Origin of the sequence: Frigoribacterium sp. CFBP 13605, from assembly GCF_014839405.1 — a bacterium.
GTDB lineage: Bacteria > Actinomycetota > Actinomycetes > Actinomycetales > Microbacteriaceae > Frigoribacterium.
In genome coordinates this window covers 142,022-163,924 of sequence record NZ_JACYNS010000001.1, presented here as the reverse complement: position 1 = coordinate 163,924, position 21,903 = coordinate 142,022, and the positions used below count along the sequence as shown (strand labels likewise).

General features: G+C 71.5%; 20 protein-coding genes and 1 tRNA gene. 12 read left to right on the top strand and 9 right to left on the bottom strand.

From position 1 onward, the window contains the following. Window positions 1-35: 35 nt before the first annotated feature. The gene (locus tag IFT36_RS00760) at window positions 36-728 is read right to left on the bottom strand and encodes an HAD family hydrolase (RefSeq protein ID WP_307784986.1); all 693 of its coding nucleotides are present in this window, start codon (window positions 726-728) and stop codon (window positions 36-38) included. Between the two features lie 121 nt (window positions 729-849). Between IFT36_RS00760 and IFT36_RS00755 the strand changes: the two genes are divergently transcribed. Beyond that, window positions 850-1,761: a proteasome assembly chaperone family protein gene (locus IFT36_RS00755; protein WP_192123676.1), complete on the top strand. Its 912-nt coding sequence runs from the start codon at window positions 850-852 to the stop codon at window positions 1,759-1,761. Window positions 1,762-1,819: 58 nt separating this feature from the next. Here the strand turns inward: IFT36_RS00755 and IFT36_RS00750 are convergent, their stop codons facing one another. The 5 genes from IFT36_RS00750 to IFT36_RS00730 form a co-directional block, all read right to left on the bottom strand. Continuing rightward, window positions 1,820-2,515, bottom strand: coding sequence for a response regulator (locus IFT36_RS00750; protein WP_056045093.1), 696 nt, complete (start codon window positions 2,513-2,515; stop codon window positions 1,820-1,822). Continuing rightward, the gene (locus IFT36_RS00745; RefSeq protein ID WP_200412194.1) at window positions 2,512-3,858 is read right to left on the bottom strand and encodes a sensor histidine kinase; all 1,347 of its coding nucleotides are present in this window, start codon (window positions 3,856-3,858) and stop codon (window positions 2,512-2,514) included. Before IFT36_RS00745 ends, IFT36_RS00750 begins: the two co-directional genes overlap by 4 nt. Before the next feature lie 130 nt (window positions 3,859-3,988). Continuing rightward, entirely contained in the window at window positions 3,989-5,251 is a 1,263-nt protein-coding gene (gene mshC, locus IFT36_RS00740) for a cysteine--1-D-myo-inosityl 2-amino-2-deoxy-alpha-D-glucopyranoside ligase (protein WP_200412193.1), read from the bottom strand. Beyond that, window positions 5,248-6,090 carry an undecaprenyl-diphosphate phosphatase gene (locus IFT36_RS00735; protein WP_056045103.1) on the bottom strand — a complete coding sequence of 281 codons (843 nt, stop codon included), beginning with the start codon at window positions 6,088-6,090 and terminating at the stop codon, window positions 5,248-5,250. The genes mshC and IFT36_RS00735 overlap by 4 nt, the downstream gene beginning before the upstream one ends. Before the next feature lie 28 nt (window positions 6,091-6,118). Next, on the bottom strand, window positions 6,119-7,447 hold the full coding sequence (locus IFT36_RS00730) for a M20/M25/M40 family metallo-hydrolase (protein WP_200412192.1): 1,329 nt from the start codon (window positions 7,445-7,447) through the stop codon (window positions 6,119-6,121). A 109-nt stretch (window positions 7,448-7,556) separates the two neighbouring features. On the opposite strand from IFT36_RS00730, the gene IFT36_RS00725 reads away from it, so the two are divergent. After that, window positions 7,557-7,641, top strand: a tRNA-Leu gene (locus tag IFT36_RS00725). 129 nt (window positions 7,642-7,770) lie between these two features. Here IFT36_RS00725 and IFT36_RS00720 read toward each other — a convergent pair. After that, entirely contained in the window at window positions 7,771-8,721 is a 951-nt protein-coding gene (locus IFT36_RS00720; protein WP_043594964.1) for a ferritin-like domain-containing protein, read from the bottom strand. Between the two features lie 177 nt (window positions 8,722-8,898). Here IFT36_RS00720 and IFT36_RS00715 point away from each other — a divergent pair, with 177 nt between their 5' ends. The 4 genes from IFT36_RS00715 to IFT36_RS00700 all read left to right on the top strand — a co-directional run bounded on the left by IFT36_RS00715 (window position 8,899) and on the right by IFT36_RS00700 (window position 12,698). Then, entirely contained in the window at window positions 8,899-9,828 is a 930-nt protein-coding gene (locus IFT36_RS00715; protein ID WP_200412191.1) for an alpha/beta hydrolase fold domain-containing protein, read from the top strand. 55 nt (window positions 9,829-9,883) lie between these two features. Further along, window positions 9,884-10,861 (top strand): aldo/keto reductase, encoded by a 978-nt coding sequence (locus IFT36_RS00710; protein WP_056045111.1) that lies wholly within the window; start codon window positions 9,884-9,886, stop codon window positions 10,859-10,861. A 97-nt stretch (window positions 10,862-10,958) separates the two neighbouring features. After that, complete coding sequence (locus tag IFT36_RS00705; protein ID WP_043594967.1) at window positions 10,959-11,246, top strand: hypothetical protein; 288 nt, start codon at window positions 10,959-10,961, stop codon at window positions 11,244-11,246. A 120-nt stretch (window positions 11,247-11,366) separates the two neighbouring features. Continuing rightward, window positions 11,367-12,698 (top strand): NAD(P)/FAD-dependent oxidoreductase, encoded by a 1,332-nt coding sequence (locus IFT36_RS00700; protein ID WP_123570054.1) that lies wholly within the window; start codon window positions 11,367-11,369, stop codon window positions 12,696-12,698. 90 nt (window positions 12,699-12,788) lie between these two features. On the opposite strand, the gene IFT36_RS00695 is transcribed toward IFT36_RS00700, so the two are convergent. Beyond that, window positions 12,789-13,361, bottom strand: a complete 573-nt coding sequence (locus IFT36_RS00695; protein WP_192123668.1) for a TetR/AcrR family transcriptional regulator — start codon at window positions 13,359-13,361, stop codon at window positions 12,789-12,791. An 80-nt stretch (window positions 13,362-13,441) separates the two neighbouring features. Here IFT36_RS00695 and IFT36_RS00690 point away from each other — a divergent pair, with 80 nt between their 5' ends. Next, window positions 13,442-14,899: an MFS transporter gene (locus IFT36_RS00690; protein ID WP_200412190.1), complete on the top strand. Its 1,458-nt coding sequence runs from the start codon at window positions 13,442-13,444 to the stop codon at window positions 14,897-14,899. Here IFT36_RS00690 and IFT36_RS16845 read toward each other — a convergent pair whose 3' ends face one another. Then, window positions 14,900-16,111, bottom strand: coding sequence for an MFS transporter (locus IFT36_RS16845; protein WP_233568316.1), 1,212 nt, complete (start codon window positions 16,109-16,111; stop codon window positions 14,900-14,902). 82 nt (window positions 16,112-16,193) lie between these two features. Between IFT36_RS16845 and IFT36_RS00680 the strand changes: the two genes are divergently transcribed. The 5 genes from IFT36_RS00680 to IFT36_RS00660 all read left to right on the top strand — a co-directional run bounded on the left by IFT36_RS00680 (window position 16,194) and on the right by IFT36_RS00660 (window position 21,519). Beyond that, window positions 16,194-17,582 carry an LLM class flavin-dependent oxidoreductase gene (locus IFT36_RS00680; protein ID WP_200412189.1) on the top strand — a complete coding sequence of 463 codons (1,389 nt, stop codon included), beginning with the start codon at window positions 16,194-16,196 and terminating at the stop codon, window positions 17,580-17,582. A gap of 242 nt (window positions 17,583-17,824) precedes the next feature. Then, window positions 17,825-18,475: an ABC transporter permease gene (locus IFT36_RS00675; RefSeq protein ID WP_233568317.1), complete on the top strand. Its 651-nt coding sequence runs from the start codon at window positions 17,825-17,827 to the stop codon at window positions 18,473-18,475. Beyond that, entirely contained in the window at window positions 18,462-19,724 is a 1,263-nt protein-coding gene (locus tag IFT36_RS00670) for an ABC transporter ATP-binding protein (protein ID WP_200412188.1), read from the top strand. Before IFT36_RS00675 ends, IFT36_RS00670 begins: the two co-directional genes overlap by 14 nt. A gap of 74 nt (window positions 19,725-19,798) precedes the next feature. Further along, complete coding sequence (locus tag IFT36_RS00665; protein ID WP_207114016.1) at window positions 19,799-20,509, top strand: ABC transporter permease; 711 nt, start codon at window positions 19,799-19,801, stop codon at window positions 20,507-20,509. Then, window positions 20,506-21,519: a glycine betaine ABC transporter substrate-binding protein gene (locus tag IFT36_RS00660; protein WP_123570057.1), complete on the top strand. Its 1,014-nt coding sequence runs from the start codon at window positions 20,506-20,508 to the stop codon at window positions 21,517-21,519. The genes IFT36_RS00665 and IFT36_RS00660 overlap by 4 nt, the downstream gene beginning before the upstream one ends. Window positions 21,520-21,903: the final 384 nt, after the last annotated feature.

Sequence of the window (21,903 nt, the reverse complement as noted above, 5' to 3'; positions counted from 1 at the left end):
CGAGGGGTGCAGGAGGCGCGGCGTGCGCACCGGGGTCAGGAGTCGGAGGTCGCCTGGTCGCGGACGGCACGGCCGGCCCGGTGCAACGCGCGGAGGTCGTCGACCGTGGTGCCGACGAGGGTGTCGCGGCGGATGTAGGGGCCGTCGTCGGCGAGCGGTGCGTGGTGCTCGACGCCGATCGCGACGGTGCCGGCGGCGACGGCCGAGGCCAGGCCGGGCGTGCTGTCCTCGATGGCGATGCAGTCGGCGGGGTCGACGCCCAGCAGGGCGGCGCCCCGGAGGTAGGCCTCGGGGTGCGGCTTGGAGTGCTCGACGTCGTCGCCGGCGACGATCGCGTCGAAGGCCTCGAACTCGATGGCGTCGACCATGAACTGGGCCATGCGGCGGATGGACATGGTGACCAGGGCGGTCGGGACGCCTTCTCGGCGGAGCTCGGCGAGGAGTTCCTTCGCCCCGGGACGCCACGGGATCTCGACCGCGGCGCGCTCGAGGACCGCGGTGGTCAGGCGGTCGATGATCTCGTCCTCGGTCAGGTCGACCCCGTGGGACTGCAGGACCCGGGCGGACTGCCACAGGCCGCTCCCGATCATGGCGTCGCCGTCCTCACGGCTCCAGGTGCCGCCGAACGACTCGACCAGTTCGACCTGGCAGAGGAACCAGTACGGTTCGGTGTCGACGAGGGTTCCGTCCATGTCCCACAGGACGGCGGCAGGCAGGGTTTCGGTCACGGTGGACCAGTCTACCGGGCCTGGTCGACGTGGCCTCCCGGCCCGCGCCTCCTGGTGGCGGTCACGGTCTATCGTGGAGGGTCAAGCGCCGGACGCCCTTCCGGCACGGTGAGGACACAGGTTGACGAACACGTCGGATTTCGCTGCGGGACGCCTGCTGGTGGTCGCCTTCGAGGGCTGGAACGACGCCGGCGAGGCCGCCAGCGGCGTCGCGCGCAGCCTGGTCGAGACCCTCTCGCTCGAACCGGTGGCCGAACTCGACGGCGAACGGTACATCGACTACCAGTTCAACCGCCCGCAGGTGGGGCTCGACGACGACGGGGTGCGAACCCTCGTGTGGCCGCGCATCCAGCTGCACGCGGCCGCCGACGCCGCGACGGTCCTCCCCCGCGACCCGTCGTCGCCCACCACCGAGGTGCTCGTGCTGCTCGGTGCCGAACCGTCGCGGAGCTGGCGCGGCTTCGCCGCCGAGATCGTCGACCTGATCGACGTGCACGACGTCACGGGCGTGGTGTTCCTCGGATCCATGCTCGCCGACGTCCCCCACACGCGGCCCATCTCGGTCTTCGTCAGCAGCGAGAACGAGGCCGTCCGCGACGAGTACACCCTCGAGCGCAGCACCTACGAGGGGCCGGTGGGCATCTTGTCGGTCCTCGCCGACGCCGTCGAGGCCGCGGGCGTGCCGACCCTGTCGATCTGGGCCTCCGTCCCCCACTACGTCCACAACGCCCCGTCGCCCAAGGCGACGCTCGCGCTCATCGAGAAGCTCGACGAGCTCTCGGGCGTGACGATCCCCCGCGGCGAGCTCGCCGCCGAGTCGACGGCCTGGGAGTCCGGCATCGACGCCCTCGCCGCCGACGACGAGGACATGGCGGGCTACATCGAGCAGCTCGAGCAGGCCCGCGACACGGTGGACAGCCCCGAGGCGAGCGGCGAGGCCATCGCGCAGGAGTTCGAACGGTACCTCCGTCGTCGCGACGGCAAGGGCGGGGACGGACGACCGGACGACCCGCGGTACCCCCCGGTCCCCTGACCGGTCCTCCGGCGACCCGTCAGGAGGGGCGGGGTGGGGCCCGGTACGACGGCCCCGGTCAGGTGGCGGGCCCGCCCGGGACCGCGACGCCGTTCTCGTAGGCGAACACCACGGCCGCCGTCCGGTCGCGGAGGCCGAGCTTGCCGAGCACGTTGGAGACGTGCGTCTTGACCGTGGCCTCGCCCAGGAACAGCCGGCGGGCGATCTCGGCGTTGGAGGCCCCCGAGGCCAACCGGTCGAGCACCTCGCGTTCGCGTTCGGTGAGGGTCGCCAGTGCGGGGCTGGGGACGACGACGCGCGTCGTCGCGGGGTCGCCCACGGCGCGTTCGACCACGGCCCGGGTGAGTTGGGGCGAGAGCAGGGCGTCTCCGCGGTGGACGACGGCGATCGCCTCGATCAGGTCCTCGGGCGTGGCCGTCTTGAGCAGGAAGCCGCTCGCCCCCGCCTGCAGGGCCCGGAAGACGTAGTCGTCCCGGCCGAACGTCGTCAGGACGAGGACCGCCGGCCCACCCCCGGGTGACTGCGCGAGGATGCGACGCGTGGCCTCGAGCCCGTCGAGGACGGGCATCTCGATGTCCATGACGACGACGTCGGGGCGGAGCCGCCGGACGAGGTCGACGGCCTCGAGCCCGTCGCAGGCCTCGCCGACGACGCGGACGTCGGGTGCGGTGTCGAGGATGATGCGGAAACCCGTGCGGACGAGGTCCTGGTCGTCGACGAGCAGGACGGAGACGGGGGCGGTCGTGTCGGTCATGGTCTCTCGGTGGGATCGGCGGCGGTGACGTGGTGGAGGGGGCGGGCGTCGGTGCAGGCGTTCACGGGCAGGACCGCGCACACCCGGTAGCCCCCGCGCGGGCGGGGGCCGAGCTGGAGCTCACCCCCGTGCAGGTCGACCCTCTCGCGCATGCCCCGCTGGCCCAGTCCGGGGCCGGTCGCCGTCGATCCCTGCGAGATTCCCGCGCCGGGATAGGGCGTGGGGCCGGGACGACCGTCGTCGACGACCTCGACCTCGATCGTCCGGTCGCCGTAGCGGAGGTGCACCTCGGCGAGGGAGGCGTTGCCGTGCTTGAGGGTGTTGGTCAGGGCCTCCTGGGTGATGCGGTACAGCGTGACCCCGATGCTCTCGGGGACGTCGCGGGCGTCGCCGTGCACCGAGAACCGGACCTCGAGGCCGAGGGCTCGCGTGTCGGCCATGAGTTCGGGCAGGGCGCCGAGGCCCGAGGGGCCGGACCCGGCCTCGCCGTCCCGCGACCGCAGGACGGACAGCAGGCGGTCGAGCTCGACGATGGTCGTCCGCGCCGTGCCCTCGACGGCCGAGAGGGCGCCTCGTGCGATGTCGGGCCGGTCGAGCGTCCGCCGGGCGGCGCCCGCCTGGATGCCGATGACGGCGACGTGGTGGGCGACCACGTCGTGCAGCTCACGGGCGAGGCGGGTGCGTTCTTCGTTGATGGCCCGATCGGCGACGAGCTCGTGGGCGGCGCGAAGCTCGACCCCCGTGCGTTCGAGGGCGTGGAGCCGGGTGGCCGACACGCGGGCCGCCCGGCCGAACGCGATGGCCGTGACGAGGACGATGCCGTTCGACACGAGCGTGTAGGCGATCGTGGCGAGGGTCACGGGGTCGGGTGCCTCGGCGTCGGACACGTAGACGGAGTGCAGCCACACGCCGAGCCAGACGAACATGACCGCGGTCACGACGACGCTGACGACGAGCGCACGGGAGCGCCGGGCGGCCCAGGCGTTCGCGGTGAAGATGACCACGAACTCGACGATCGACGGGGTGAGGGTGTCGGGGTAGCCCCTCAGCTGGGCGGCCAGGAACACGGCCGACACGACGACGAGGACGCCCACGGGACGCTGCCGTCGGAAGGCAAGCGGTGCGCAGAGGCCCAGGAGCCACAGCACGCTCTCGAGGGTCGAGGGCGAACCCGCCCCCTCGGCGTCCTCGACGATGACGGCGCTGAGCCAGAGCGTGACGAGGCCGAGCGCCGCGGTGAGGGCGGTGATCCAGAGGTCGACGCGGGTGTCGCGTCGGGTGAGCGGCCGGCGGGCGTCGCCCGGCGTCGCGGCCGGGGCCGGGGCGGTCGTCGACGTCTCCACGCCGACCATCGTAGGGCAGACGGGCGTGCTGATTGAGGAAGACTCATGCATGCGCATGGAGAACGGGATGGACGACCCGTTTCGTCCGGGTGCCGGGACGGACCGGTCGCCTCGGCGCCGTCGGCGGCGTTCAGGCGCGCAGGTCGATGCCCAGCAGCGCCTGCACGGCGTCGACGTCGACCTCGGACGGGGCCGTTCCCCGGGCCACGACGGCGTCGACGGCGTCGAGGGCCGAGGGCGTGTCGAGGTCGTCCGCCAGCGACGAGCGCAGGCCGACGACCAACGGGGTGGGGGCCGGGACCGGCACCGCGCCTCCTGCTCTCGTGGCGGCCCAGGCGAGCCAGCGCTCGAGACGACGTTCGGCGGCGACGAGGTCGGCGTCGAACCACTCCCAGTCGGAGCGGTAGTGGTGCGCCAGGAGGGCGAGCCGGACGGCGCGGGGGTCGCGGCCCGCGGCGACGAGCTCGCTGACCTTCACGAGGTTGCCGAGCGACTTGCTCATCTTCTCGCCCTGGTAGCCGACCATCCCGGTGTGCGTGTGGTGGACGGCGTAGGGGCGGCCGGTGAGGGCCGTGCCGTGCGCCGTGCTCATCTCGTGGTGCGGGAACACCAGGTCGCTCCCGCCGCCGTTGACGGTGATGGGCACGTCGAGGTGCTGCTGGGCGATGACGGTGCACTCGATGTGCCAACCGGGTCGGCCGGCGCCCACGGTGGTGGGCCACGACGGCTCGTCGTCGCGGGCCGCGCGCCAGAGCAGCGGGTCGAGGGGGTCGCGCTTGCCGGCGCGATCGGGGTCGCCGCCGCGCTCGGCGAAGAACCGGGCCATCGTCTCGGCGTCGTAGCGACTCTCGAGCCCCAGGTGCCAGTCGGTGTCGCGCTCGGCGGCCCGGACGTCGAAGTACAGGTCGTCGCCGGCGCTCGAGGCATCGGTCGGCACGGGGTACGCGAGACCCCGTTCGAGGAGGCGCGCCACGGCGTCGGCGACGTCGGTCACCACCTCGGTCACCGCGACGTAGTGCGTCGGCGGCACCACGGCCAGGTGCTGCATGTCGCTGCGGAAGAGGTCGGTCTGGCCGTCCGCGAGCTCTCGCCAGTCGACGCCGGTGGCCGTCGCCCGCTCGAGCAGCGGATCGTCGACGTCGGTCGTGTTCTGGGCGTAGACCACCTCGACCCCGGCGTCGCGCCAGACGCGCAGCAGGGTGTCGAAGGCCAGGTAGGTCGACGCGTGACCCAGGTGGGTGGCGTCGTACGGAGTGATGCCGCACACGTAGAGACCGGCCCGCGACCCGTCGACCTCGGTCGGGTGCACCGTACCGGTCGACGTGTCGTGGAGCGACGGGAGGTCGCCCAGGCCGGGGAGGCGCGGGACGTCGGGTTCTGCCCAGGACCTCATGCGGCCACCACGCCCGTGCCGAGCAGGACGAGCAGGACGACGCCGAGCACGATGCGGTAGGCCACGAACGGGGCGAAGCTGCGGCGCGAGATGTAGTTCATGAAGAACGCGATGACGACGAAGCCGACGACGAACGCGACGACCGTGGCGGCCAGGGTCTCGCCCAGCGAGTAGGGCCCGGGGTCGCTGAAGCTCTGGACGAGTTCGTAGAGACCGCTGCCGAAGACGGCGGGCACGGCGAGCAGGAACGAGAACCGGGCGGCGGCGGGACGCGTGTAGCCGAGCGCGAGTGCCGTGGTCGTCGTGGCACCCGACCGCGAGACGCCGGGGAAGAGCGCCAGCACCTGGGCCACGCCGACGGCGATGCCGTGGCCGTAGCGCATGTCCTCGAAGCGCTCGGTCTTCTTGCCGAGACGATCGGCCAGTCCGAGAAGGACGCCGAACACGATCAGGACGATCGCCACGATCCAGAGCGAGCGGAACACCGTGCGGATGTACTCCTGCGCGACGTACCCCACGAGCACGATCGGGACGGTGCCGATGATGACGAGCCAGCCCATGCGGACGTCGGGGTCGGTGCGGGGGATCTTGCCGGTCACGCCCGCGAACCAGCGCGAGACGATGCGGGTGATGTCGCGCCGGAAGTAGATGACGACCGCGAGCTCGGTGCCGAGCTGCGTGATCGCCGTGAAGGTGGCGCCCGGGTCGAACTCGGCCGCCGCCCCGGGATCGCTGAAGAACAGGCCGACGAGCCGCAGGTGGGCGCTCGACGAGACGGGGAGGAACTCCGTGAGGCCCTGGACGAGGCCGAGCAGGAGTGCCTGGAGGAGATGCTCCACGCGGGTGACCCTTCTGGTGCGGGGGTTGCTAGTACGTCGACAACAAGTCCCGCAGGACGCGACTGCCAAAGGATAGTGCGTCGAGCGGGACCCGTTCGTCGACGCCGTGGAACATGGCCGGGAAGTCCATGCCCTCGTCGAGCCGGAGCGGGGCGAAGCCGTACCCGGCGATGCCGAGCAGGCTGAGGGCCTTGTTGTCGGTGCCGCCCGAGAGCAGGTAGGGCAGGACGGGTGCCCCCGGGTCGTGCCGGTCGAGGGTGGCGGTGATGGCGTCCACCAGGGGCCCCGAGAAGGGCGTCTCGAGCCCGATGTCGGTGTGCATCGTCTCGATCTCGACGTCGTCGCCGATCAGGGCCCGGACCTCGGCGAGCACCGCCGCCTCCTGCCCCGGCATGCACCGGATGTCGACCAGGGCCTCGGCCGTGTCGGGCACGACGTTGTGCTTGTAGCCGGCCGTCAGCATCGTGGGGTTGGTCGTCGTGCGCAGCGAGCCGCGGATGAAGCCCTTGGCGGTGCCGGTGCGCAGGACCAGTTCGTCGGGTGCGACCTCGTGCACGTCGACGTCGAGGATGCGGGCCACCTCGCCCAGCAGGGCGGTCGTCGTGTCCGTCAGCACGATCGGCCACTGCTGGCGGCCGAGGACGGCCACCGCCTCGGCCAGGCGCGTCACGGCGTTCGCCTCGATCATCTGCGAGCCGTGCCCGGCGGTGCCCCGAGCCCTGAGCTTGATCCAGATCAGGGCCTTCTCGCCCGTCTGCAGCAGGTACGAGCGTCGACCGTCGATGAAGGTCGAGTAGCCACCGACCTCGCTGATCGCCTCGGTGGCGCCGTCGAACAACCCGGGGTGTTCCTTCACCAGGAAGTGCGAGCCGAGGACTCCCCCGGCCTCCTCGTCGGCGAGGAAGCCCAGCACGAGGTCGCGGGCCGGTCGTTCGCCCGCCCGCAGGATGTCGCCGACGGCCGTCAGCATCATGGCGTCCATGTTCTTCATGTCGACGGCGCCGCGCCCCCAGAGCATGCCGTCGCGGACGACGCCGCCGAACGGGTCGACCGACCAGTTCGCGGGGTCGGCGGGCACGACGTCGAGGTGGCCGTGCACCACCAGTCCGGGCTTCGCCGGCTCGGCGCCCTCGACCCGGGCGATCACGCTGACCCGGCCGGGTTCGGACTCGAACAGCTGCGGCTTGAGGCCGAGGTCGCGGAGGGCCGCCTCGACGTACTCGGCGGCATCCGCCTCGCCGTTCGACCGCCCACCGCCGTAGTTCGACGTGTCGAACCGGATGAGGTCGCGGGCGATGCGGGCCGTCTCGTCGAGCTCGGGCTCGGTCGGGCCGGTGCTCGTGGGGGTCGTCGTCATGCGCCCCACGCTACCTGCCGCGCCGCTCACGCCGACGGACGTGGCCGTGGTCACGAGGGCCCTCCGAGCCGTGCTAATCTTTCGTGTCGGCTTCGGTCGGCACCATCCAGTCCGGGTGGCGGAAATGGCAGACGCGCTAGCTTGAGGTGCTAGTGCCCGTATAGGGCGTGGGGGTTCAAGTCCCCCCTCGGACACTCGAAAGAGTCTCTCTCGAGAGATGTTTCACCAGATCTGTGTTGAGACAGATGCTTGTTCGCAAGCGACGGAAGGCCCGCACACCCCGGTGTGCGGGCCTTCCTTGGTTCTCGGGCCCTCGTCGGTCGTCAGACCGCGCTGCCGGGGTTGCCGCTGGCGACGATCGAGCCGTTGATGCCCTGCGGGAAGAACCCGCCCTTGTCGATCTGGTTCGGCGTGAGGTACACGACGTTGAGCACGCGCTCGGCGGTCCGTCCGTAGACGATGGCGTTGGCGTCGGTCGGCACGAGGTTCTGGACGCCACCGAGGGTCAGACCCTGGTCGTCGTCCGTCGACCCGTCGAGGGAGTCGCGGGCGTCCGAGATCTTCGTCGCGGGCACCTGCAGTCCCTTGGCGTTCAGCGTGGTGCGGATGATGCCCGCGTGGTAGGCCTCGACCGCGAGGATGCCGGCGGCCGCGCCGAGGTACGTCTTGTTGTAGATCAGGGGTGCGGCCCCCTTGTAGGCGGTCACGCCGACGTCCTCGAAGATGAACGCCCCGAGCAGGAAGTTCTCCTCCGAGGCGAACGGGTCGAAGGTCTGGCCCGGCGTGATGACCCCTGCCGCGAGGGCCGCCGCCGTGAAGCTGCTCTGCAGGTCGATCGCCGGTCGCGACACCTTCGCGCCGCCGAGTGCCGACCGCAAGAAGGAGACGTGCGCCTTCTCGTCCGCCGCGATCTCCTGCGCGATGCGCTTGACGATCGTGGTCTTGAACGGCACGGGTGCGCCGCCGACGACGCCGCCCTGGGGGTCGATGCCCGTGATCTGGTCGGCGGGCAGCCCCGAGCCGGTGACGGCCCGGAGGTAGAACTCCGCCTCGAGGTACTCGAGGTTGAGTGCGAAGTTCAGGATCGTCGCATCACTGATCACCTCGTCGGAGGGCGAGACGGCGGCCGCGGACTGGGCGGGCAGCGTCGCGGCGACCGCGGCGAGCCCCGTGCCGAGGCCGGTGACGCCGGCGGCGGCGAGCAGCCGTCGTCGATCGATCGGGGTCTCGGCGCTCCGGGAGATGGCACTGCTGATGAAGCGTGTGTCGAACATCGTCGTTCCTTCGGGTGTGTTCGTGCAGCGAGGTGTGCCGTCGGTGCGCGCTCCCAGATGACGGCACCGGCGACGTCGGGGTCGGGTGACCCGTTCGGGGGCCAAGCTAGCCCCCTCGCATCCCGTCCGGTAGCCCCCGCCTCCCCTGGTCGTCCCCGGCGCCCGTAGGGTCGGGTCATGTCGCTCTCGATGGCCGCCACGCGTGCTCTTCTGCGCCTGCGCCTCCGCTTCCGCCCCCGTTCGACCGAGTCCGAGGACTCGCTCGTCCGCTCGGTCGCCCGTCAGGGCTCCGCCGCGCCGGTCACGCGAGCGGTGCACCGCGTCGCGACCGTCGAGGAGGCGCGGGTCGGTGGTGAGCGCGTCGTCACGCTCCGTCCGCGTCGGGCCCCGAGCGGCGTCCACGTGGTCTACCTGCACGGCGGTGCCTACGTGCACCCCGTCCTGGCCACGCACTGGAACCTGCTCGCGGGTCTCGTCCGCGCCTCCGGGGCCGTCGTCACGGTGCCCCTCTACGGGCTCGCCCCGGCCCACGACGTGGACGACGCGCTGCCGCTGCTGGACGCGGTCCTCGAGGACGTGCGCCGCGCCTCCCCGTCCCGCGTCGTCGTGGCCGGCGACTCGGCGGGCGGGGCGCTCGCCCTCGTCGCGGCCATGAGGGGACGCGACGCCGGCCGACCGGCACCCGACGCCCTCGTGCTCTTCTCGCCGTGGGTGGACGCCCTGCTCGACTCCCCCGCGATCGACGAGGTCGCACCGCTCGACCCGATGCTCGCCCGCGACGGTCTCGTCGCCGCGGGTCGGTGGTGGGCCGGCGACCGTGATCCGGCCGACCCCCTCGTCAGCCCGGTGCGCGGCGACCTCTCGGGTCTCGCGCCCGTGTTCGCCTACGCCGGCGATCGCGACCTGCTGACGCCCGACGTGAAGCGGCTGGCCGCCGGCGTGACCGCGGCGGGTGGACGCGTCGAGCTGCGGCTGTACCGCGGTGCCTTCCACGACTTCGTCGGCGCGCCCTGGACCCCGGAGGCGCGGCGGGCGCTCCGACACGCCGCCTCGGTGATCCGAGGGGACGCGTCGATCGCGGGCCGGACCGCTCCGCCCCGCGCGTAGGGTCGCAGTCGGCGCGGGCATCGGTGCCCCGCCTCGACGACGAGAGGTGCCACACATGGAGTACGCACGACTGGGCACGAGCGGCCTGACCGTCTCGGCGGTGACCCTGGGGTGCATGAGCTACGGCGTGCCCGACCGCGGGACGCACGAGTGGAGCCTGCCCGAGGACGAGAGCCGCCCGTTCATCTCGCGGGCGCTCGAGCTCGGCATCACGACCTTCGACACCGCCGACGTCTACTCGGACGGCACCAGCGAGGAGATCGTCGGACGGGCACTGCGGGACTTCGCTACCCGCGAGGAGGTCGTCCTGGCGACCAAGGTGCACGGCCGCATGCGTCCCGGCCCGAACGGGGCCGGGCTCAGCCGGGGGCACGTCATGAGCGCGATCGACGACAGCCTGCGCCGTCTCGGCACCGACTACGTCGACCTGTACCAGATCCACCGCTTCGACCCCGAGGTGCCCGTGGAGGAGACGATGGAGGCGCTCCACGACGTCGTCAAGGCCGGCAAGGCCCGCTACATCGGCGCCTCGAGCATGTGGGCCTGGCAGTTCGCCTCGATGCAGCACGCGGCCGACCTCGGTGGCTGGACGCGTTTCGTCTCGATGCAGGACCAGTACAGCCTGATCCAACGCGAGGAAGAACGCGAGATGCACCCCTATTGCCTGGACCAGGGCGTCGGCGTGCTGCCCTGGTCGCCCCTGGCCCGCGGGAAGCTGACCCGGGACTGGGACGCCACCACGGCCCGGACCGAGACCGACCGCTTCGGTCAGACGCTCTACAAGCAGCGCGAGGACGGTGACCGCCTCGTGGCGCAGGCCGTCGCCGACGTCGCGGAGGCGCGGGGCGTCCCTCGTGCGCAGGTCGCGTTGGCCTGGGTGCGGCAGCAGGACGCGGTCACGTCCCCCATCGTCGGCGCCACGAAGATGCAGCACCTCGACGACGCCGTTGCCTCGGTCGACCTGTGGCTCACCGACGACGAGCTCGACGCGCTGGAGTCGCCCTACGTGACCCGCGAGAACGAGGGGTTCTGACGACACGGTCCCGCCCGGTCGACCGGCACCACGTCGGTCTAGGGTGAGCCGCACGGGCGGCGACGACGCCGACCGACCTCGACGAAGGGCAGCACCCATGGGCAGCGACGCCAACCACCACGAGCACGACCGGCCGAGCACCGGCGGACCCACCTCGGGCGAGGACGGCTCGTACGTCGACGACGACCTCGACGGCGGCGCCCGCACGCGCGGGCCGCACGACGGCGAGGCCGACGGCACCTACACCGAAGAGGCCGGCACGAGCGAGGGCGACGGGTCGTACGTCGACGCGCAGGTCCCGGACGAGCCGGCCGCCGACGGCGGACCCCACGACGGCGAACCGGACGGGTCGTTCACGCAGAGCGACCTCGACGGCGGTCGCTGACCTCACCGTCCGACGCGCGGCCGTGCCCGGCCCGGCCCCCGAGGGGTGCCGGGCCGTTCGGCGTGTGGCGTTCCGGCAGGCGGCCCCGGGGGTACGGTCGTCTGAGGGAGGAACACATACATGACCAAGCGAATCGTAATTCTCGGCGGCGGTTCCGCCGGGCTCACCACTGCACTCGAACTGCAGAAGCGACACCCACCCCAGGCGGCGAGCATCACCCTCGTCGACCAGGCCCCGTACTTCACCTACCAGCCGTTCTTGCCCGAGGTCGCCGGTGGCCACATCGCCGCCCGCGACGTCACCGTGCCGCTGCGCAAGACGCTCAAGCGCACCAAGGTCGTCGAGGCGTCGGTCACCGGGCTCGACAGCGAGGCCAAGAAGGTCACCGTCACGAGTGCGGACGGCGAGTCCAGCGACATCGCGTACGACCAGTTGGTCGTCGCCCTCGGTGCCGTCACCCGGACCTTCCCGACCCCGGGCCTGGCCGAGAACGGCGTCGGCTTCAAGAGCGTCGAAGAGGCTCAGTACGTCCGTGACCGCATCCTCGGCAACATCGCCGAGGCGGCCAGCGTCAAGGACCCGGCCGTCCGCCGCAAGCTCCTCACCGTCGTCTTCGTCGGTGGCGGCTACACGGGCGTCGAGGCCCTCGCCGAACTGTCCGACGCCGCGAACTCCGCCGTCGACACGTTCCCGAACCTGTCGCGCGACGAACTGCGCTTCGTGCTCGTCGAGGCCCTGGACCGCGTCGCCCCCGAAGTCGGTCCCGAGCTCTCGAAGTGGACCCTGGGCCAGTTGCGCGGTCGAGGCATCGACATCCGCCTCAAGACGACGATGCCCTCGTGCGTCGACGGCGACGTCGTGCTGAGCGACGGCGAGACCATCCCCGCCGGCACGATCGTCTGGACGGCCGGCGTCAAGCCGAACCCGGTGCTCGGCGACATGGGCCTCCCCCTCGGCCCGAAGGGACACGTGAACGTCAGCGCGACCCTGCAGGTCCAGACCGAGGACGGCCAGAAGCTCGACGGCGTCTGGGCCCTCGGCGACGGCGCGCAGGTCCCCGACCTGCTGGCCGAGAAGCAGCCGGCGTACTACCCGCCGAACGCACAGAACGCCGTGCGCCAGGCGGTCACCGTGGCCGACAACGTCATCGCGACCCTGTCGGGAGAGCCCGTCAAGGAGTACCGACACGAGTCGCTCGGCACCGTGGCGAGCTACGGCATCGGCAAGGGCGCGGCCAGCATGTTCGGCCTCCAGCTGAAGAACGTGCCGGCCTGGATGGCCCACCGTGGCTACCACCTGTACGCGATGCCGACGCTGAACCGGAAGTTCCGCATCCTGTCGGGCTGGGTGACGAACTTCGTCGGCGGCCGCGACACGACCCCGCTGGTGGGTCTCGGCGACCCGCGTGCGGGATTCCTCAAGGTGACGCCGAAGGTCGACGCGAAGAAGTAGTAGCGACCGACCTCGAGAAGGAGGCGCGTCCCGGGTGACCGGGGCGCGCCTCCTTCGTCGTCGGTGCGGTGGAACGGCCCGGGGCCCGGCTCAGGCCGTGGTGAGGCGCCGCACGGCCTCGCGCACGATCTCGCGTTGCAGGGCGGGGTCGAGCACCACGCCCGGATGCGCCTCGCCGAGACCGGGCAGGTTCTGCCAGGCGCAGGCGAGCGACATGACGAGGGCGAAGATGTCGTCGCTGCTCCAGGACACCGTCACGGCGGGGTCGCCGCGAAGGCGGTCGAGCTGCGACAGGGCGGCGTCCTGGACCGAGCGCAGGGTGGGCACCGAGGCCTCCCAGTCGTGCTCGCCCTCGAGCCGGGCCCAGGCGAGCAGCCGGTTGTGGTCGGGGTGGGCCTGCATGTGGTCGAAGACGGCGAGGGCGAACTCCTCGACGCTCGCGGCAGGGCGGGACGCGGCCTCGCCCATGGTCTCGAAGGTGCCGTTCAGGACGGTCGTGAAGAGCGACCTCTTGTCACCGAAGTTCGCGTAGAGACGCTCCTTGCTGCAGCCGGCCTCGGCCGCGATGCGGTCGACGCGCGCCCCGGCCAACCCGTGTCGCGAGAACTCCGCGGTCGCGGCCTCGAGGATGGCTCGACGGGTCTCGGCGGCATCGGTTCGCATCGGATCACCGTAGCCGACTTACGAACCAACCAACTAGTAGGTAGGGTAGTTCGTCGTCCCCCAGAGAAACAGGTACCGCAGTGACCACCGTCGCCCCCGCCCCCACCGAGACGCGTTCGTCGCGCCGTTGGTGGGTGCTCGTCATCGTCGCCCTCGCGCAACTCGTCGTCGTCCTCGACGGCACCATCGTCAACATCGCCCTGCCCGACGCCCAGGCCGACCTCGGCCTCAGCGACGAGAACCGCCAGTGGGTCGTGACGGCCTACGCGCTCGCCTTCGGCGCGTTGCTGCTGCTCGGTGGTCGGATCGCCGACTTCTGGGGCCGCAAGCGCACCTTCATCGTCGGGATGGTCGGCTTCGGTGCCGCCTCCGCGTTCGGCGGGCTCGTGCAGACCGGTGGCGAGCTGATCCTCGCCCGTGGCCTGCAGGGCGTGTTCGCGGCCCTGCTCGCCCCTGCGGCCCTGGCGGTGCTCACCACCACCTTCGCGTCGGGTCGCGACCGGAACACTGCCTTCGCCGTCTTCGGCGCCATCTCGGGCGCCGGCGCGGCCGTCGGGCTCGTGCTCGGCGGCGTGCTGACCGAGTTCGTCAGCTGGCGCTGGTGCCTGCTCGTCAACGTGCCGATCGTGCTCGTCGCCATCGTCGCCGCCGCCTTCGTCGTGAGCGAGAGCCGGGCCGAGGGGCGGAACCGCCTCGACGTCGTCGGCACGATCGTCGTCGCGGCCGGCCTCGCCAGCCTCGTCTACGGCTTCACCCGGGCCGAGGACGGCTGGGGCTCGGCCGTCGTCATCGGCTTCATCGCCCTGGGGGCCGGTCTGCTCGCCCTGTTCGTCGTCGTCGAGCGACGGAGCGACCACCCGCTGCTGCCGATGCGCGTGCTCGCCGACCGCGTCCGTGGCGGAGCCTTCCTCGTGCAGTTGATCGTCGGGAGCGTCATGATCGGCGCCCTGCTCTACCTGACCTTCCACCTGCAGATCGTTCTGGGCTTCGGCCCGCTCGAGGCGGGGCTCGCCAGCCTGCCGATGACGCTCGTCATCATGGTCTGCGCCCCCCTGCTGACGAAGGCGCTGCCTGTCGTCGGCCCTCGCCCGATGATGATCGTCGGGCCGCTCGTCGCGGGGGCCGGGCTGCTCTGGCTCGCCACGCAGATCACGGCCGACGGCTCGTACGCCGTCCAGGTGCTGCCGGCCCTGCTCGTCATGGGCGTCGGCCTCGCCGGCGTCTTCGTGCCCATGCAGAACCTGGCGCTCAGCCGGGTCGCCCCGCACGACGCCGGTGCCGCCAGCGCGACCTCGAACGCCATGATGCAGATCGGCGGATCGATCGGTCTCGCCGTCTTCACGAACCTCTACGCGGGGGCCGTCGCGTCCTCGACGTCGACGGTGGGCGGGCCGCTCGGTCCGCTGGTCGACGGCTACTCGGTGGCCTTCCTCGCCGCCGCGGTCGCCATGCTGCTCGCCGCGCCGATCTCGTTCTTCCTCATCCGCGGCCGCAAGGAGGACCTGCTGCCCACCGAGGCGCCCGTGCACCTCGGCTGATCAGGCCGGGGTCGGCGTGCCGGTGGCGGTCCGGGGCAGGCGGATCGCCGCCCCGGCCGCCACGGCCAGCAGGACGGCCGCGACGCCGAACGCCGCGGGGTACGAGACCGTGTCGACGAGCAGGCCCGCGACGAGCGGCCCGGCGATCGCCCCCACGTCCGAGCACATCGAGAAGATCGCGACGGGACGACCACCGCGGGCCCCCGCGGCGTCGCCGACGAGTGCCGCGGGCGCGGTGCCCATGAACGCCGTCGCCACGCCGTAGACGCAGAGCAGGGCGCCGAGCGTCCAGACGTCCGGGGCGAGGGACACCGCGAACAGGGTCACGGCCGCCACCGCGAACGAGCCGATCACGGCCGGTCGACGGCCGACGGTGTCGACGAAGCGCGCAGCCGGTGCCAACGCGATGGTCTGGGCCACCGCCGACGCGGCGAAGAGCAACCCCGTCCAGGCGGTCGGTCCGCGCAGGACCTCGACCACGAGGACGGGGACGAGGGCGCTGCGCACCCCCAGCGACGACCAACCCTGTGCGAAGTTGGCCACGCACGCGGTCCGGAACCGCACGTCGCGCAGCACGACCCCGAGGGGCACCGGAGGCGCGGTGACGGTCGTCGAGGAGTGCTGCGGTGCCCGGCGGAGGAGCACGACGCCGACCAGGCCGGCCACGGCGAGCGTGCCCGCGTAGAAGAAGAACGGCGCCGTCAACGAGATGGTCGCGAGCAGCCCGCCGAGGGCCGGACCCGCCATGCCGCCGACGAGGAACCCGCCCTGGTAGAAGCCGACGGCCCGGGCACGGAGCGACGGGTCGGTCGCGCCGAGCAGCAACGTCATCGCCGCGATGCTGAACATGGCCGAGCCGATGCCGCCCGCCCCCCGGAGCAGGAGGAGCTGCGGGTAGGTCTGGGCGAGCCCGGCGAGCCCGCTCGACAGTGCCACGATGCCGATGCCCACCGAGAGCACGACCCGCTCGCCCATCAGGTCGATGAGTCGACCCACGAACGGGCTCGCCACGAGGCGCATGAGGGCGAAGGCCGAGAGGACGGCACCCACCAGGGCGTGGTCGACGCCGAAGCTGCGGGCGTAGACCGGCAGGACCGGGACGACCACCCCGAAGCCGACCATGACGAAGAAGGCGATCACGCCGAGGACGTACACGTCGCGGGTGAGACGGGGGCGGTCGACGTCGGTGACGTGGCGGCGGAACGGGAGCACCGACACAGGCTACGGGGCGTGGAGTGTGACCTCGTGTGTCGGCGAGGACGACAGCACGGGCCCGGGTCGTGATGATGGCCTCATGACTCGACGAATCCGGTTCAACGCCTTCGACATGAACTGCGTGGGGCACCAGTCCCCCGGTCTCTGGCGGCACCCCGACGACCGCTCGGCCGACTACACGAAGCTGAGCTACTGGACCTCCCTCGCGCGCCTCCTCGAGAAGGGCGTCTTCGACGGGCTCTTCATCGCCGACGTGCTCGGCACGTACGACGTCTACGGCGGCAACCACGACGCGGCGTTGCGCAACGGCACCCAGACCCCGGTCGGCGACCCGGTGCTGCTCGTCTCGGCCATGGCCGCCGCGACCGAGCACCTGGGCTTCGGCATCACCGCCGGCACGGCCTACGAGCACCCCTACCCGTTCGCCCGGCGCATGTCGACGCTCGACCACCTGACGGAGGGGCGGATCGGCTGGAACGTCGTCACCGGCTACCTGCCGAGCGCCGCCCGCAACATGGGTGCCGACGACCAGCTCGACCACGACACCCGGTACGACCAGGCCGACGAGTACCTCGAGGTCCTGTACAAGCTGTGGGAGGGGTCGTGGGAGGACGACGCGGTCGTCCGCGACCGTGAGTCCGGCGTCTTCACCGACTCGGCCAAGGTGCACGAGATCGGGCACGACGGCACCTACTACAAGGTGCCCGGCATCCACATCGCCGAGCCCAGCCCTCAGCGCACCCCCGTGATCTACCAGGCGGGTGCCTCGCCGCGGGGCATCCGCTTCGCCGCCGGCAACGCCGAGTCGATCTTCGTGGCGGCCCCGACCAAGGAACGCCTGGCCGCGACGGTCGGCAAGATCCGGGACGCGCTCGAGGCCGCGGGCCGCGACCGCTACTCGGCGCGCATCTACACGTTGCTCACCATCATCACCGACGCCACCCCCGAGGCCGCCCGGGCCAAGCACGACGAGTACCGGCGATACGCCTCGCACGAGGGGGCCCTGACGCTCATGTCGGGGTGGATGGGCGTCGACCTCTCGACCTACTCGCTCAACGACCCCGTGGGTGACGTCGAGAGCAACGCCATCCAGTCGGCCCTCGCGAACTTCCAGGCGCAGGCGGGTGACACGGGCGCGGAGTGGACGATCCGCGACATCGCCGAGGCGGCCGGGATCGGCGGTCTCGGGCCCCGCATCGTCGGGTCCGGCGAGGAGATCGCGGACCAGCTCCAGGAGTGGGTCGACGAGACCGACGTCGACGGGTTCAACCTCGCCTACGCCATCACTCCGGGCACGTTCGAGGACGTCGTCGAGCACGTGATCCCCGTGCTCCAGGCCCGGGGCGTCTATCCCACCGAGTACGAACCGGGCACGCTGCGGCAGAAGCTGTTCGGGCGCGGAGACCGGTTGCCGGACGAGCACCACGGGGCGCGGTACAAGATCTCGACCGGAGCCCGCGTCGGCTGACGGAGGCCCTGCGGGGCGAGGATCTGAGGATCGTTACAACGGCGTGTCGACGAAAGCCGACACGCCGTTCCCATCGGGGCTTTCGTTCGTCGGATTTGATAACGGCAGGCGACTCTAAGGCTCCCGGAAGGGTGGTCGGCGACATGACGCGGCGTGGGGGCCGTGGTTAGTGTGGACGCCGGTCGCCTCTCGGGGAAGCGACGATTCGGACTGATGGTCGTTGCTCAGAGGAGATGGTCTGCTTGGCGTGGGATTTCGTGGTGGACCGGTGGAGCCAGATCTGGTTCGCCTCATGGCAACACTTCTCGCTCGTGGTGCAGTGCCTCGTCCTGGCGGTCGTCGTCTCGGTCGGCCTCGCCGCCCTGGTGCACCGCAACCCGACTCTCTACGCGCTGGCCAACGGGGTGTCGGCCGTGGGGCTGACCCTTCCGTCGTTCGCGCTGGTCGGCCTGCTCATCCCCTTCGCGGGGTTCGGCGTGGCGCCGTCGGTCATCGTCGTCACGTTCTTCGCCGCACTGCCGATCCTGCGGAACGCCGTCGTCGGCCTGCACGAGGTCGACGGTTCGCTCGTCGAGTCGGCTCGCGGCATCGGCATGGGGCGCTTCCGGACCCTGGCGACCGTCCAGATGCCCCTCGCCTGGCCGATCATCCTCACCGGCGTGCGCGTCAGCGCGCAGATGGTGATGGGCATCGCCGCGGTCGCGGCGTACGCGCTCGGCCCGGGCCTCGGCGGCTTCATCTTCTCGGGCCTGTCCCGACTGGGCGGCGCGAACGCGCTCGCCTCCGTGGTCACGGGCGTGGTGGGCGTGGTCCTCCTCGCCCTCGTCCTCGACCTCCTCCTCGTCGGCCTCGGCCGCCTGACCATCTCGAGAGGCATCCGTGTCCAGAACTGACCCCACCCGCGCCTCCTCGTCCCCCTCGGACGAGGTCTCGGGCCGCAGCATCACCCTCGACCAGGTCACCAAGCGGTACCCCGGCCAGGCCGAGCCGGCCGTCGACGGCATCACGCTCGAGATCCCGGCCGGCAAGATCGTCATGCTCGTCGGACCGTCGGGGTGCGGCAAGACCACGACCCTCAAGATGATCAACCGGCTGATCGAGCCCACCGAGGGGCGGATCGTCCTGGACGGCGACGACGTCACCTCGATCGACGGCGACGAGTTGCGCCGCCGCATCGGCTACGTGATCCAGGCCGGCGGGTTGTTCCCGCACATGACCGTCGGGGCGAACATCGCCATCGTCCCGAAGATGCTCGGTTGGTCGAAGGAGCGCATCGCCGCCCGCGTCGACGAGCTGCTCGAACTCGTGTCGCTCGATCCGGCCACGTACCGCGACCGTTACCCGCGTGAGCTCTCGGGTGGTCAGCAGCAGCGCGTCGGCGTCGCGCGGGCACTGGCGGCGGACCCGCCCGTGTTGCTGATGGACGAGCCCTTCGGTGCCGTCGACCCCATCACCCGCCAGCGCCTGCAGGACGAGCTGATCAACATCCAGCACGAGCTGCAGAAGACCATCGTCATCGTCACCCACGACTTCGACGAGGCCGTGAAGCTCGGCGACTGGATCGTCATCTTCTCCGAGGGCGCGCACATCGTGCAGTACGACACCCCGGAGCGCATCCTCGCCGAGCCGGCGAACGAGTTCGTCGAGAACTTCATCGGGTCGGGGGCCGGCCTCAAGCAGCTGACGCTGACGCGCGTCCGTGACGTCGACCTCGCCGAGGCCGTCGTCGCCCGAGCGGGCGAATCGGCCGCCGACGTCCTCGCCCGGGTCGAGGCGGCCGGCCACGGCCACGCGGTCGTCGTCGACGACCGGGAGCGCCCCGTCTCGTGGCCCTCGCGCCGCCAGCTCGGCCGTCTCGACGTGCTGGGCTCGTCACCCGACGCCGACCTGCCGGTCATCGGCAGCGGCGCCACCCTCAACGACGCCCTGGACACGATGCTCGTCTCGAGTGCGGGTGCGGCCCTGGTCACCGGTCGACGCGACGCCTTCATCGGCGTCATCACGGTCGAGGTCGTCATGGAGGCCATCACGCGGGCGCGCGCGTCGGCCGCGGAGGCCCACCACGACGCTCCGGTGGGCACCAACACGGGCTCGTTCGACGTCGTGCCGGGAGCCCCCGTCGACGAGAAGGACGCGGCGTGACCGCCTCGGTCGCCCCGGCCTCGGTCGACGGACGCTCGTCCGGCCGGCGGGGGCCCCGCCCGGCGTGGCTCGGACTGCTCGTGCAACCCGTGGCCGTGTTCGCCGTGTTCGCGGCATTCGTCGTGTGGCTGACCACGGCCGACCTGACGACGGCCGAACGGACCACCCTCAACCCCTCCGACCTGCTGGCCTACACGGGCGAGCACCTGGCGTTGACCTTCGTCTCCGCGGCGATCGTCCTCGTCCTCGCCATCCCCCTCGGCGTGCTGCTCACCCGGCGGCCGTTCGTGCGCATCAGCGGTCCCGTCCTGCTCCTCGCGAACTTCGGCCAGGCCGCGCCGGCCATCGGACTCATCGTGCTGCTCGCGTTCTGGCTCGGCTTCACGTTCTGGGCTGCTGTCGTCGCCCTCGTGCTCTACGCGGCGCTTCCGGTGCTGCGCAACACCATGATCGGACTGCAGAGCGTCGACGCCCGCCTCGTCGAGGCCGGTCGGGGCATGGGGATGAGTGCGTCGTCCGTCCTGCTGAAGGTCGAGCTGCCGCTGGCCGTCCCCGTGATGCTCTCCGGCATCCGTACGGCCCTCGTGCTGCTCGTGGGGTCGGCGGCCCTCGCCACGTTCATCGGTGCCGGCGGCCTGGGGCTGCTGATCACCACCGGGGTCAACCTGTTCCTGCCGCGGGTCCTCGTCTCCGGGGCCCTGCTCATCGCCCTGCTCGCCCTCTTGATCGACTGGCTGGGCCGTGTGGTCGAGTACGTCGCCCGTCCGAAGGGACTCCGCGCATGACCGTCTCCCGCCTCCCCCGACGACTGCGTCGCGCCTCCTCGTCCCTCGCCGTGGTCGGCGCCGCGACGCTCGCTCTGACCGGGTGCGGCCTGCAGCCGGCGACGGCGTTCGTGCCCGCCGTGGCGCCCGGCTCGATCCGAGCCGTCGAGGGGTTGCCCGACGACGCGGCGATCACCGTGACGGCGAAGAACTTCACCGAGCAGTTGATCCTCGGGAAGATCGCCGTGCTCGCCGCGCAGGCCGCGGGCTTCGAGGTCACCGACATGACGAACGTGCCGGGGTCGGTGGCGGTGCGACAGCTGATGCTCGACGGGACGGCCGACATGACCTACGAGTACACCGGCACCGCCTGGCTGACCTACCTCGCCGAGGCGGAGGGCATCCCCGACCAGCAGGAGCAGTACGAGGCCGTCCGCGACGCGGACGCCGACAACGGCCTGACCTGGCTCGAGCCCGCGCCCCTCAACAACACCTACGCCATGGCGGTCCGGGCCGAGGCCGTTCCCGAGCTCGGCGACATCACGTCGCTCTCCCAGATCGCCGACCTGCCGGTCGAGCAGCGCACCTTCTGCGTCGAGGCCGAGTTCAACTCGAGGGCCGACGGGTTCGCCCCCATGCTCGCGGCGTACGGGCTCGAACTCGGCGCCGCCGACGGTGTGCCGACGAGCAACGTGAGCATCCTGGACACGGGCACGGTCTACACCGCGACCGACCGGGGCAGCTGCAACTTCGGCGAGGTCTTCACGACGGACGGCCGGATCGACTCGCTCGACCTCGCCGTGCTGGAGGACGACCAGGGCTTCTTCCCCGCCTACAACGCGGCACCCGTCCTCTCGACGGCCACCCTCGAGGAGTACCCGCAGCTGGCCGAGGTGTACGACGAGATCTCGCCGGCCCTCACGGACACCGAGATGCGACGACTCAACCTGGCGGTCGACGTCGAGGGCGAAGAGCCCGCCGACGTGGCCTTCGACTGGATGGTCGAGCAAGGATTCGTCACCCGTCCGTGACACGCGGACGAGGGTGATTGTGACGGGTGATGCGCCCCCCGGCCGAAGGGCCGGGGGGCGCTGTCCGTCTGTACCCCACCTGCGCTGCAGACACCAGGGGCGACGAGAGATGAACGACACCTGTCGGGGTGATGAACGGCACGGACGGCGGCGTGTCGACCCTCGGTCCGGACGTCGTGTCACCGGCCTGAACAGGCCTTTTGCGTGTCTCACGCCGCGGGCCACCCTCCGCCTGGAACGGGACGCGCCGTGGCCGCGCTTTTCACGGCTTCTTGTCACCCCCGCACGGGTGACATCGCGGGGTCCGAGGGTCACCCGTTCGGGTGTCGGCAACAGGGGGGACACGATCGCCCCCGAACGGGGGGTCTTGTTAGACTCCTATGG

Bases quoted from the DNA above. Each gene is read 5' to 3' on its own strand.
- IFT36_RS00750 (WP_056045093.1), bottom strand. From the start codon at position 2,515: ATGACCGACACGACCGCCCCCGTCTCCGTCCTGCTCGTCGACGACCAG.
- mshC (WP_200412193.1), bottom strand. From the start codon at position 5,251: ATGAGGTCCTGGGCAGAACCCGACGTCCCGCGCCTCCCCGGCCTGGGC.
- IFT36_RS00730 (WP_200412192.1), bottom strand. From the start codon at position 7,447: ATGACGACGACCCCCACGAGCACCGGCCCGACCGAGCCCGAGCTCGAC.
- IFT36_RS00720 (WP_043594964.1), bottom strand. From the start codon at position 8,721: ATGTTCGACACACGCTTCATCAGCAGTGCCATCTCCCGGAGCGCCGAG.
- IFT36_RS00715 (WP_200412191.1), top strand. From the start codon at position 8,899: ATGTCGCTCTCGATGGCCGCCACGCGTGCTCTTCTGCGCCTGCGCCTC.
- IFT36_RS00710 (WP_056045111.1), top strand. From the start codon at position 9,884: ATGGAGTACGCACGACTGGGCACGAGCGGCCTGACCGTCTCGGCGGTG.
- IFT36_RS00705 (WP_043594967.1), top strand. From the start codon at position 10,959: ATGGGCAGCGACGCCAACCACCACGAGCACGACCGGCCGAGCACCGGC.
- IFT36_RS00700 (WP_123570054.1), top strand. From the start codon at position 11,367: ATGACCAAGCGAATCGTAATTCTCGGCGGCGGTTCCGCCGGGCTCACC.
- IFT36_RS00695 (WP_192123668.1), bottom strand. From the start codon at position 13,361: ATGCGAACCGATGCCGCCGAGACCCGTCGAGCCATCCTCGAGGCCGCG.
- IFT36_RS00680 (WP_200412189.1), top strand. From the start codon at position 16,194: ATGACTCGACGAATCCGGTTCAACGCCTTCGACATGAACTGCGTGGGG.
- IFT36_RS00660 (WP_123570057.1), top strand. From the start codon at position 20,506: ATGACCGTCTCCCGCCTCCCCCGACGACTGCGTCGCGCCTCCTCGTCC.